We start from the raw sequence: 13,006 nt of genomic DNA, 5'->3' as shown, positions 1-13,006 counted from the left end.
GGCACCGGCCGCCGGACACCACGGCCCGCACCCCGCGTCAGTGCTAAGTAGAGAGCCTGGTTCATGGTTGACAAAGACAACATTGAGTCCATCTCCGGTCTGGCCGCGATGCAGAAGGGCATGCTCTTCAGCCACGCCGTGGACACCGGCTCGGACGCCTACGTGGAGCAGTTCGACTTCGTGATCAGCGGCGAGGTCGACGTCGAGCACATGCGTACGGCGCTCGCGGGGGTGTCCCGCACCTACAGCGTCCTGCGCACGATCTTCTCGTACCGCAACACGGACCAGCCGTACCAGATCGTGTTGAAGGAGTGGGCGCCGCAGCTCGACGTCCGCGACTACCGGGACCGGCCCGACCGTGACCGGGACGTCGAGGAGTTCAAGGTCGCCGACCGCGCGAAGGGCTTCGACCTCAGCGGGGACGTCCTGCTGCGGGCGACCCTGATCCGGCTGGCCGACCGCCGCTGGCGTCTCGTGTTCACGTTCCACCACATCATCCTCGACGGCTGGTCGCTCGGCCCGCTGTTCGGGACGCTGATGGGCTACTACGAGGAGCTGACCCGGTCCGGCTCGTTCCAGGCGCGGCCCGAGGCGCTGCCCTACCGCGACTACGTCGCCTGGTACGAGCGGCAGCACGACGAGGACGCCCGGCGGTACTGGGCGGAGGCGTTGGAGGGCTACGAGAACGAGGCCGTGCTACCCGCGACCCCCCGTCCCGGCGGCTACCGTGGCGCGACCCACCGGTTCACCCTCCCGGCCGAGCTGTACGAGGAGCTGAAGGGGTTCGCGCAGAAGGCCGGTGTCACCCAGAGCGCCGTCTTCCAGGCCGCCTGGGGCGTCGTGCTGCAGAAGTTCACCTACGCCGACGACGTCGTCTTCGGCAGCGTCGTCTCCGGGCGCGGCACCGAGTTGGCCGGCATCGGCGACGCGGTGGGGTTGTTCTGCAACACGCAGCCGGTCCGGGTGACGACCACGCAGGACCAGCACTTCACCGGGCTGTGCCGGGAGGTGCAGCAGTCCTACCTGCGGGCGAGTTCCTTCGAGCACTACGCGCTGCACGAGATCCAGGGCCTCACCCCGCTGAAGAACAAGCTGCTCAACCACGTCGTGGCCTTCGAGAACTACCCGTTGTCCGAGCAGTTGCGCGACTTCGCCGACGACAGCGGTGACGGGCTCACGTTCGACGGCGTCGAGGTCTTCGAGCGGACGAGCTACGACCTGCACATCGTGGTCAACCCCGGCCGTGACTTCGCGATCACGTTCGCCTACAACGAGAACCACTACGCGCCGGGGTTGATCCAGGCCCTGGAGCGCTCCCTGTGCAACGTCCTCACCTCGGCGGTGCGCAACCCGCGGGTACGCGTGGCCGACATCGCCCTGTGGGACAGCCGGGCGGCGGACGTCGCGACGCCGCAGCAGGCGCACTCCACCATGCTGGACTCCTCCGTGGTGGACGTCTTCGCCGACGTCGTCGCGACCCACCCGGAGAAGACCGCGCTGGTGTGGCGGGGCAGGGAGTTCAGCTACGCGGAGGTGGACCGCTGGTCCGATGCCGTGGCCTGGGAGCTCAAGAGCCGTGGCGTGGTTCCGGGCGTGGCGGTCGGCGTGCTCGCGGACCGCCGTCCGGAGTTGGTCGTGGCGATCCTCGGGCTGTTGAAGAACGGGAACTTCTACGTCCCGATCGACACCAAGGACGCCAAGCCCCGGGTGGAGTACGTCGTCGCCGACGCAGGCGTGCGCGACCTGTGCACCGTGGCGGAGTTCGCCGACCGCGCGCCGGCGGCGGCCCGGGTGCTGCTCGTCGACCCGCCGGCCGGGGACGTGCCGCCGTTTCCCCGGCAGCGCAACCTGAACGGTGCCACGGCGTACCTCATGTACACGTCGGGCTCCACCGGCAACCCCAAGGGTTGCAAGATCACGCACCGCAACATCCTGCGCCTCTTCGCGGACCAGGAGTTCTTCGACTTCGACGACCGCCAGGTCCTGATGTTCACCGGTTCGCCCGCCTTCGACGCCAGCACGTTCGAGATCTGGGGAACCATGCTGTTCGGCGCGACCCTCGTGCTCGCCGACGAGCTGGACGTGCTCGACGGTGACCTGATGCGCGAGGCGATCAAGCGCAACGACGTGACCGGCATGTGGCTCACCGCGCCGCTGTTCAACCAGCTCTGCGACTACGACCCGGCGATCTTCGACCGGCTCGGACACCTCGTCGTGGGCGGCAGCGCGTTGTCGGTCCAGCACCTCGCGAAGGTCCGCAGCGCCTGCCCGAGCCTGCGGATCACCAACGGCTACGGTCCCACCGAGAACACGACGTTCTCCACGACGTACCAGATCCGGGACGAGGACCTGCTCCGCGAGCGCATTCCGATCGGCCGCCCGCTGGCGCACTCGTCGGCCCACGTCCTGGACCGGGGCCTCAACCCGCTGCCACCCGGCGCGGTCGGCGAGCTGTGCGTGGGGGGTGACGGCGTGTCGACCGGGTACCACAACCGGCCGGACCTCGACCTCGCCGCCTTCGTCACGGTGCCGGCGCTCTCCAGCCGACGCCTCTACCGCACGGGTGACCTCGTCCGCGAGCTGCCCGACGGGTCGCTCGACTATCTCGGCCGGGCCGACGACCAGGTCAAGATCAGCGGCTTCCGGGTCGAGTTGGGCGAGGTCGAGAGCCTGCTCCGGTCCGTCGAGCACGTCGAGGACGCGGCCGTGATCTGCGTCGAGGTGGACGGGGAGAAGAGCCTGCGCGGCTACTACGTCGCCGGTAGGCAGATCGCGCCCGAGGTGGTGCGGCAGCAGATGGCGCAGCAGGCCGCCCCGTACATGATCCCCGCCGGGCTGGTGCAGCTCGACCGGATCCCGTTGAACAAGAGCGGCAAGGTCGACCGGACCCGGCTGGCCGAGATCCGCCCCGAGCCCGAGGCCCGCCCCGAGGCGCCGCATCTCGGACCGGTGTCCGACATGACGCGGATCCTCTTCGACATCATCGCCGACCTCGTCCCCGCCGAGACGATCGACGTCAACCGCAACTTCTTCGACCTCGGGATCAACTCGCTCAACCTGTTGACCATCAACAACCGGCTGCGCAAGGTGTTGGACCGGAACGTGCCGCTGGTGCAGCTCTTCCAGCACACCTCCATCGCCTCCCTCGCCGCCTTCCTCGCCGTCGCCGACAGCGGCGACGACCCGACCACCGACGCCGACGACGCCGAAGCCGCCGCCGACGACGCCTTCGCCGAGCAGGAGGAGGAGCACGCCTTCTCCGCCACCGCCCTGCTGCGCGAGATCGCGGACGAAATCGCCGAGGAACTCGCCGCCGATCTTGAGAAGGAGCTCTGACCATGCCGGAGAGCAGGGCCACCAAGCGCCGCGAGACCGGACTGGAGATCGCCGTCGTCGGCATGGCCGGCCGGTTCCCGCAGGCCGAGGACATCGACCAGTTCTGGGCCAACCTGGTCGAGGGCGTCGACGCCATCTCCCGCTTCACCGACGACGAACTGCTCGGGGTGGGTGTGGCCAAGGCGGCGCTCGACGACGAGAGGTACGTCCGGGCCAAGGGTGTCTTCCCGAACATCGAGTACTTCGACGCGGAGTTCTTCAACTACGCCCCGGCCGACGCCACCCTGCTGGACCCTCAGGTCCGCGCCCTGCACGAGGAGGTTTTCCACGCCCTGGAGGACGCGGGCTACTCGGCGGAGGGCCGGCCCGAGGTCATCGGCCTGTTCCTCGGTGCGACGAACAACCTCCCCTGGGAGACGCACACCCTGACCCGGCACATCCTGGAATCCGGGATGACGTTCACCGGCATGCAGCTCAACGACAAGGACTTCGCCGCCACCCGGATCGCGTACGCCCTGGACCTGAAGGGCCCCGCGTTCACCCTGCACACGGCGTGCTCGACCTCGTTGGTCGCCATCGACATGGCGTGCCGTAACCTGTGGACCGGGTCGTGCCAGATCGCGCTCGCGGGCGGGAGTGGACTGACGCTGCCGCACAAGAACGGGTACCGCTACCAGGAGAACATGATCCACTCGCCGGACGGTCACTGCCGGCCGTTCGACAAGGACGCGGCCGGCACCGTCGAGGGCAACGGCGTCGGCGTCGTGGTGCTCAAACGCCTGGAGACCGCGCTCCGCGACGGCGACCACGTCTACGCGGTGATCAAGGGCTCGGCGGTCAACAACGACGGTAACCGCAAGGTCGGCTACACCGCGCCGAGCATCGAGGGACAGGCCGAGGTCATCCGCAAGGCCTACCGCGTCGCCAACGTCCCCACCGCCGAGGTGTCCTACGTCGAGACACACGGCACCGGCACCTCGCTCGGCGACCCGATCGAGGTCGAGGCGCTGCGCAAGGCGTTCGGCACGGGTGAGCCGGGCGCGACCGGGCTCGGCTCGCTCAAGGCGAGCATCGGCCACCTCGACACGGGTGCCGGCGTCGCCTCCCTGATCAAGGTGTGCAAGATCCTGCAACACCGGACCGTGCCGCGCAGCCTGCACTTTAAGGAGCTGAATCCGAACGTCGACCTCGACGGCAGCCCGTTCTACGTCGTCGCGGAGCAGCAGGAACTGCGGCCGAAACGGTCGAAGACCGACGAGGTGCTGCCGCTGCGCGCCGGCGTCAGCTCGTTCGGCATCGGCGGCACCAACGCCCACGTGGTGCTGGAGGAGGCGCCCGAGGCGAGGCCGGCCTCGTCCACGGGCCGGACGTACAACACGTTCGTCGTCTCGGCGTCGTCCGCGGACGCTGTCGGGCGGATCAAGCGGAACTTCGTCGACTACCTGGCCGCGCACCCGGACCTCGACGGCTCGGACCTGGCCTGGACCCTCCAGAACCGGCAGCGCCGCCTCGCGCACCGGTACGCGGTGGAGTTCGGTGACGTCGCGCAGTTGCGGGAGCGGCTCCAGGAGTCCCTGGACGCCGACGAGCCCTCCGCGCAGGTCCACAAGAACGCCCGGCGCGACGCCTACTTCCTCTTCAGCGGTCTCGGCGCGCAGCACCTGCGCATGGCCCGCGGCCTCTACGAGACGGAACCCGACTTCCGGGCGCACCTGGACGAGTGCTTCACGATCAGCGCGGCCCAGGGCCACGAGGTGCCCCGCGAGGTCTTCTTCGGCGACTCCGCCGAGGCGGAGAGACAGCTGAACAACATCGGGACCACCCAGATCCTGCTGTTCATGCTGGAGACGTCGATGGCCCGGACGCTCATCGGGTGGGGTCTCAAGCCGAAGGGGATGATCGGGCACAGCACCGGCGAGCTGGCGGCGGCCTATGTCGCCGGTGTGTTCTCGCTGGCGGACGGCATCCGCCTCGTCCAGGCCCGGGGCAGCCTGATGGACACCACGGTCGAGGGCGCGTTGACCTCCGTGCGGGCGCCGGAGGACGTCGTCCGGGGCATGCTGACCGACGAGTCGGCCATCGCCGCGGTGAACGGCCCCGAGGACTGCACCGTCTCCGGTACCCCGCGCGCCGTCGCCGAGGTCGAGCGGCAGTGCGCCGAGCGGGAGATCAAGTTCTCGCACATCGAGGCCGACCACGCCTACCACTCGCAGTACATGGATTCCATGCTCGGCCGGTTCCGCGAGGTGCTGGACCAGGTGACCCTGCACCAGCCGAAGATCCCGTACCTGTCGAACGTGACCGGTACGTGGATCACGGCGGCACAGGCCACCGACCGCGAGTACTACTGCTCGCACGCCCGCGAGACGGTCCGGTTCGCCGCCGGCGTCGAGGCGATCCTGGAGCGCGGTGGCACCCTGTTCGTCGAGGTCGGACCGGGCAAGTCGCTGTCGTCGTTCGTGCGCGCCATCGGCCGCGACGCCGAGGTCACCACGGTGAACATGCTGCGTCACCGGATGGAGGAGGTCAGCGACGAGGAGCACCTGGCCCGTGCGGTCAAGAAGCTCTGGGAGAACGGTGTCTCGCTGGACTGGAAGGCGTTCCACAAGGGTCGTCACCCGCGCAAGGTGACGCTGCCGCTGTACCCGTTCGAGAAGGTCGAGTACCCGGTCGACATCGAACAGTTCCAGCGGCTCGTGGAGGGCCAGACCGACGCCGGCCCGCGCGCCGCGACCGTCCAGCCCACCCGGCAGGCCGTCACCGGCACCGAAGCCACGACCGGGCCGGTGCCCGCGTCGCGGCTGGCGTGGGCACCGTCGATGCGCCCGTCCTCGACCGGGAAGGAGCAGCCCAAGGTCCTGATCGCCCTGACCGACGACCGTCGTGGGCTCAAGCGCGTGCTGGACGGGGTCGCGCACTGGCGGACGCTGTACGTGTCGTTCGGTCCGCAGTACCGGTTCGACCGGCTCTCCGGTGCGGTGGTCCGCCCCGGCCACGACGACGACCTCAGGCGGCTGCTCGACGACCTCGAACGGCACGCCCTGGCCGGTGACACGGTCGTGGTGGACCGCACCGACCACCCGTCGCTGGTGACCACCCTGCGCGGACTCTGCGCGGCCATCCCCGACATGCGGGAGCGGTGCGTGAAGGACGTCGTGGTGCTGGACACCGGTGACCTCCTGGGCGCTCACGGTGACGTCGTACCACTACTCATCGGCCTCAACCACGAGCACCCGACGTTCCGGGTCCGGGCTCTGCGCTGCGACGCCTCCCTCGACGACCGTGCCGGACGGGCGGCGTGGCGCGAACACCTGCAAACGGAGCTGGAGGCGCACCGGCCCGACGACGTCGCGGTCAGCTACGAGCGGGGTCGGCGACTCGTGCCCCGGTTGGTCCCGCTGGACGGCGCCGTCGCGGCGGCCGGGCGGGCGACCAGGACGGCGCTCCTTGCGCGTCGCCGTGACGTCGAGAACGTGGTGCGCGACCTGGCGGGGGCGAACCCCGCCCGGACCGTCGAGATCCTGCCGTTCGACCTCGGCTCGGACCCCGGGGGGACCCGGGTCGGCGTGGTGGACGAGCGGATCACCGTGCTTCCCGTGGTCACCGGTTCCACGTGGGAGGAGCTGGCCGGCACGCTGTCGGGCGGGTTGCGTGCCCTGCCCGCGGTCGACGAGGTCGTGCTCTGGGACACGCCCAGCCGGGACGGCGCCACCGACGGTCCCGACCAGCGTCGACTCCTCGGCCTGCTGACCGAGGTGGGCCGGGAGCAGCGGATTCCGTGCTACGTCCTGTCCCGACCGGGGCTGGACCGGGACGGGTGGGACCGGCACGTCACCACCTGGTTCGCCGACAACGAGCGCGCCGCCGCCGAAGCGGGCATCACCCGGCTCTACTCGTTCGCCGACCTGCGGGAGGCCGATCGTTCGGTCCTGGACCTGTTGCCCCGGATGCGCGACGCCGGTATCCGCACGGCGTACCACGGCGTGGACCTCCTCCGGGCGCAGGCGGCGGCCAAGCTGGTCGACGTCGAGGTGGAGTCCGGCCGTGCCGACGAGCGGCAGGCGATCGCGGCGGTGATCGAGCGTGAGGTCCGGACGCTGCTCGGCTTCAGCGAGATCGACGGCCGCGCGGACATCTTCGACATCGGCCTCGACTCGGTGAAGCTGGTGCAGTTCACCAACGCCCTGGACCGCAACGGTTACAAGGTCCTCGCCAAGGAGGTCTACAACCACCCGACGATCGCCGGGCTCGCCGCCTTCATCGAGCGGACGGTCACGCGCGGCGGATCGGAGGACATGTCCTTCGACAGCCTCGCCGTGCTGCTGGAGCAACGCCTCGGCGCGCCGTGTGTCTTCCGTGAGGTCAAGTCGGGGCGGGACGAGGACACGCTCGTCGTGCTCGCCGTGGCGGGGCTGGACGAGGCGCTGAAGAAGAGGGTGGTCCGGGAGTTCACCGAGCTCCGGGTACCGACCGAGTTCGTGCCGCACTACGTGGTCGCGGGTGGCCCGGACGACATCGGCATGGGCCTGGACTTCGAGGCGCTCAGGGCGAGCGCGGGGCTCCCGTCCTACCCGGGCGGCTACGCCGCGGTCTTCGACGAGATCGACCGCCGGCAGGAGGAACTGCGCAGGTCCATCGGCGCCCAGCCGGTGAAGTGGACGTACCCGATCAGCGCGATGCAGAAGCAGCACTTCGCCACCGAGTCGCGCCTCCAGCTCTACCTGATCCAGCTCCGTGAGCTGGTCGACCTGGACGTGCTCCAGCAGGCGCTGTGCGACGTGATCGGGCGGCACGGGCTCATGCGCAGCTTCCTGACCCGGTCGTTCGGGCGGTTCCGGTGGAAGGAGTTCGAGGCCCCGGAGGTCATCGCGCTGCCGCGCCTGGACATGTCCGGCCTGGAGCCGCACGAGCAGGAGGAGCTGCGGGCGGAGTTGGTCAAGCGCGAGTGGAGCATGGACTTCAAGGTCGTCGACAAGCCGATGTACCAGGTCGTCCTGATCACGTACAACGACCGCTCGCACGACCTGCTCTTCCAGTTCGACCACTCGATCTTCGACGCGGCGTCCGGCCAGTTGTTCCGGGGCGACCTCCTCAAGCGCTACGAGGAGCTGATGGCCGGCACGGGTCGGGCGATGCCGATCGCCAAGAGCTACCGGCACCTGCAGGACCAGATCGCCAAGGGGCCGGTCGACATCACCTCGGACGAGTTGATCGAGAAGTTCGACCTGGTGGAGTACGTCCGGTACGCCAAGACCATCCAGGAGAGGTCCGCCCGGTTCGCCAACAGCCCGATCCGGGACGTCCGCTACTCGGTCGAGCTGGACCGGCTGCGGAACGCCGATGGCACCGAGCCGGACCTGTTCTACCTGGTCGTGCACCTCTATGCCCGCGTCGTCAGCCGTCTGCTCGGCATCGACAAGGTGGCGCTGATCACGCTCCTGCAGTCGCGCGTGTTCGAGGACAAGGACTACTCCGAGGTGATGGGCATGGTCCTCGGCAGCCTCCCCGTGCTGGTGCCCGCGGAGCGCGACACGATGCGTGACCTCGACGGGATCATCACCGACAAGGTCCGCATGATGAACAAGAACAACGTCAGCTTCCTGAACCTGGTGCAGAACGTCCGGTCGATCGTGAAGCACCGGAAAGTACTGTCCGTGATGGGCAAAACACTCCGGCCGACGTGCTTGCTGAACTTTGTCGGAAATGTCGAGGACGAATACGACGCAATTTGGGACATGACGCTCGCACAATTGACCGACGATCAGGCCAAACTGGACTATGCGGACTGCTACTGTGTCTCGAAGGTCGGCAACGGACGCCTGGATCTGCTCCTCCTGAGCAAGTGGGTCGAGGACCCACACGAGCTGATCCGCATTCTGGATGACGAGGTCGAGTACCTGACTAGCCGCGTTTCCGCCGGCTAGATGTGTGATTACGAGGGAGGATGATAATGGCTGTAATCGAACTGGACCACGTCACGAAAACGTATAAGTCACGGGGTCGTCGGACGGTGGCCAACGACGACGTGAGCCTGCGCGTCGACGCGGGTGAGGTGTTCGGCCTGTTCGGCCACAACGGCGCGGGCAAGACGACGATCGTGAACCAGCTGCTCGGGTTGTTGAAGCCCGACTCGGGCTCGATCGTCATCGACGGCAAGGACATCACGAAGAACCGGAACCTGGGGCGCTACCTGTGCTCGGTGCAGCCCCAGTCCAAGACCCCGCTCGGTGAGCTGACGCCCCGTGCGGTCACCCGCGTCATGGGTCAGATGCGCGGGATCAGCGCCGACGAGGTGGACCGGCGCACGACCGAGCTGTTCGAGCGGCTCGACATCATGCAGTGGGCGGACGTGCAGGGCAACAAGCTCTCCGGCGGGGTCCTGCGCCTCACCGGGTTCTGCATGGCCGCCGTCGCGCCCGGTCGGGTGGTGATCCTCGACGAGCCGACGAACGACGTCGACCCGGTCCGGCGGCGCTTCCTGTGGAGCGCGATCCGCGACCTGACCAAGGACGGCACGGCCGTCGTGGTGGTGACGCACAGCATCCGGGAGGCCGAGAGCGCCGTCGACACCATGGTCATCCTCAACGAGGGCAAGGTGATCACGCAGGGCGACGTCCACCAGATCAAGAGCGAGACGGCCGGCAACCGGATGAAGCTGGAAGCCGTCGCCACGGCGCCCGAGGACCGGTTCGTCAAGCCCGCCTGGGGCGAGAGCCTGAAGGTCGCGGACGCCAAACTGACCCTCGCATTCGAGCGCGAACTCGCCGCCGAGGCCCTCAAGTGGGCCGCTGAGCAGCGCGACGGCGGCCTGCTGGCGGAGTACTCCCTCACGGAGATCACCCTCGAAGACATGTACATCGAACTCGTCGGCAACAAGGGAGCGGTCGCAGGTGTCAACCGGTAGCAAACTCAAGTACGTGATCGAGCTCCAGGCCCGGAAGCAGGGCAGCTACCTGGTCGTCTTCTCGATCATCATGATCGTGATCGCCCTCGGCGTGGCGATCGGCTTCTCGTACCTGATGCGGTCGCCGGAGGGCGGCGACATGCTGTACCTGGCGACCGGCGCGCCGACGATCGTGCTGATCATGACGGCACTGGTCACCGTGCCGATGCAGAACGCGGGCGCGAAGATGACCGGCTACCTCGACTTCGTCAAGGCGCTGCCGGTCGGCCGCAAGCTGTTCCTGATCGCCGATGTCGGCATCTGGGCCCTGGTCACCGTTCCGGCCATCGCCATCTCGGTCTTCGTCGCGCACCTGATCTTCGAGCCCGGCTACGCGATCTCGTGGACGATCGTCCCGGCCTTCGTGCTCATGGTGCTGTCCTGCTTCGCCATCGGGTACGGCTACTCGTTCGTCATGCCGGCCGAGCTCGCCATGGCCCTGTCGCAGCTGATCGCGTTCATCTCGCTGATGTTCTCGCCGATCAACTTCCCGATCGAACGGCTGCCCGGCTGGGTCCAGGCCGTCCACGAGGTGTTGCCGATCTACCACATGGCGGAAGTGATGCGAGCGTCGTTGGCGCACACGACGTTCGAAGCGGAGCCGATCAGCTACATCATGCTCGGCGCGTGGACGGTGGTCGGCTTCTTCGGTGCCGCGAGGTTCCTGGAAAGGGCATGACCGTGTCGGTCGGCGACGCGGCCACGCGGTGCTGTGGACGTGGCCGTGTCGTTGTCCCGTGGCGACCCGGGTGATCTGGTCGACGGCTCGACAGCAGGACTGGAAAGGGTGCCAGTGAGCATCGTGGAGAAGCTCCCGCTCGTGTGCTTCCCGCACGCGGGTTCGGGAACGTTGTACTACAGCAAGTGGAAGTTCGCGTTCAGCGACGGCATCGACGTCCGGGTGGTCCAGTACCCGCTGCGGGAACAGCGGACCAACACCCCGATGCCGGCGTCGTTGCCGCTGCTCGCCCGGGACATCTTCACCGAGCTGGTGGACTCCTTCCGTGGGACGTTCGCCATCTGGGGACACAGCATGGGCAGCATCGTCGGCTACGAGGTCGCCAAGCTCTGCCAGCAGCGCCTGGACAACCCCCCGCTGATGTTCTTCACCTCCGGCTCGGCCGCGCCCTGCGACCGGGGGTTCCAGCGGGTGTCCGATCTGGACACCCCGGAGGGCATCAAGAAGGTGCTGCGCGACTACGGTGGGCTCACCGAGGAGAACCTGGCCGACGCGGACTTCATGAACTACTTCGCGCCGATCATCGGGGGCGACCTGAGGTTGCTGGGCAGCTACCAGGACGTGGCTGTCGAACAGTTGCGGTGCCCGATCGTGGTGATGAAGGGCCGTGCCGACCGGGTCGTCACCGACCAGTGGCAGCGGTACACCGAGCGCCCCGTGGAGACCACCGAGTTCGACGGCGGGCACTTCTTCATCGAGGAGCGGCGGCCGGAGATCGCCGCGTTCATGGAGTCGAAGATCCAGCTGATGTGGCAGCGGAAGGCGGCTTCGGCCAGGTGACGTGGGCCGGGCGCCCGGCCGTGCCCAGTGCCGGCCGGTCGCCCACAGGCCAGCGGTCCGACCTGCCGTGACCACGAGGCCGGACGCGGAGCGGTCGACCGGGACCGCCTGCTCCAGCGCCGCCCGTGCAGCGGTCGGGTGGATCGGCTGTCGTCCCGCGTCGGGAGCCTCGCCGGCAGACCGGCCGGGGGTGGGGACGACGTCGGGGGTGATCCTGGCTCGGGGCCCGGTCGGACTTCCGCCGGCCGGCAGCGCGTCCGGCCGTCGAGGCGACCGTCAGCACGCCTGCCGCTGGGCGCCGTGATGCGTGCCGGCCACGCCGATCACCGTCTGGTCGGTGAGGGCGGTGTTGGCGGCCCGGCGGACGTAGCAGGAGTACCGGTGCTGGTTGATCACTTCGAGGTGGATGTGGGCTCCGCTGTCGCCGTTGACCTGGTAGCAGCTTGAGTAGCGGAACCTGCCGGTCTCGCCGAGCTTGGTCCAGGGGCCGACGGTCGCGCCGACCACGATGCCGCCGGGCTTGTTGGTCACGTGCATGACGTCGGCCCTGGCCAGGATCTGACCCGTGGTGTTGTCGCGGGCCTCCAGGCCGATGCGGTAGCCGCCGTCGGCGAGGTTGCCGGTGGCGCAGCCGGGCCGCACGGTCACCACGGTGACCGTGACCGGGTGTCCGGAGGTGGTCCTGCTGCCGAAGGGGGAGACCACGGTGGCGCCCGGGTTACGGTAGATGTCCACCGACCAGTCGTTCGGGTAACCCCAGTTGCCGAAGACGATGTGGTGCGAGGCGGGGGCGGAGAGCCCGAACCGGTCCCAGGTGGAGGAGCCCTGGACCGGCGGGTACAGGTTGATCCTGTCGGCCTCGGGGTGGGCGCTGGCGGCGGTGGCCGGCGTCAGGACCACCCCGGCGACGAGCGCGACGGCCGCCGCGGCCCGAGCGAAGCTGAAACCCATCGGTCCTCCAGGAGTCTTCCCGTGTCCGCTTCCGCATCCCGGACGATGCGCGCCCGCTGCTGCTGGAATTTACCATGGTGGATTCCTGGTGGCATTCGACGTCATCCGGGGGCGGTGAGCCTGCGGCACGGGACCGGAATCGGTGCGATGTGTCCTTCCGAAGGTGCCACCGGCGGCGGCGTCCGGCCGGCGACATGGCGCTAGGGCCTGTGTCGAAGTCGGTCACAGCCACTCGTTGATCGCGGCGATGTGCACGG

At 68.6% G+C, this 13,006-nt stretch carries 6 protein-coding genes; 5 read left to right on the top strand and 1 reads right to left on the bottom strand.

Going from position 1 to position 13,006, the window contains the following annotated elements:
* The first annotated feature begins 63 nt into the window (after window positions 1-63).
* The 5 genes from AWW66_RS18395 (at window position 64) to AWW66_RS18375 (ending at window position 11,798) form a co-directional block, all read left to right on the top strand.
* Window positions 64-3,336, top strand: a complete 3,273-nt coding sequence (locus tag AWW66_RS18395; RefSeq protein ID WP_083978608.1) for a non-ribosomal peptide synthetase — start codon at window positions 64-66, stop codon at window positions 3,334-3,336.
* A 2-nt stretch (window positions 3,337-3,338) separates the two neighbouring features.
* The gene (locus AWW66_RS18390; RefSeq protein WP_067367776.1) at window positions 3,339-9,260 is read left to right on the top strand and encodes a type I polyketide synthase; all 5,922 of its coding nucleotides are present in this window, start codon (window positions 3,339-3,341) and stop codon (window positions 9,258-9,260) included.
* Window positions 9,261-9,346: 86 nt separating this feature from the next.
* A complete protein-coding gene (locus AWW66_RS18385) occupies window positions 9,347-10,240 on the top strand; it encodes an ABC transporter ATP-binding protein (protein WP_169807131.1) in 894 nt (297 codons plus the stop codon).
* The gene (locus tag AWW66_RS18380) at window positions 10,227-10,958 is read left to right on the top strand and encodes an ABC transporter permease (protein WP_067367772.1); all 732 of its coding nucleotides are present in this window, start codon (window positions 10,227-10,229) and stop codon (window positions 10,956-10,958) included. Before AWW66_RS18385 ends, AWW66_RS18380 begins: the two co-directional genes overlap by 14 nt.
* Window positions 10,959-11,066: 108 nt before the next feature.
* Entirely contained in the window at window positions 11,067-11,798 is a 732-nt protein-coding gene (locus tag AWW66_RS18375; protein ID WP_211271989.1) for a thioesterase II family protein, read from the top strand.
* Window positions 11,799-12,074: 276 nt separating this feature from the next.
* Here AWW66_RS18375 and AWW66_RS18370 read toward each other — a convergent pair whose 3' ends face one another.
* Window positions 12,075-12,749 carry a hypothetical protein gene (locus tag AWW66_RS18370; RefSeq protein ID WP_083978606.1) on the bottom strand — a complete coding sequence of 225 codons (675 nt, stop codon included), beginning with the start codon at window positions 12,747-12,749 and terminating at the stop codon, window positions 12,075-12,077.
* Window positions 12,750-13,006: the final 257 nt, after the last annotated feature.

The sequence above is a fragment of the Micromonospora rosaria genome, assembly GCF_001567585.1.
GTDB lineage: Bacteria > Actinomycetota > Actinomycetes > Mycobacteriales > Micromonosporaceae > Micromonospora > Micromonospora rosaria.
The sequence above is the reverse complement of the archived record's forward strand: the minus strand, read 5'-3'. Positions and strand labels throughout refer to the sequence as shown.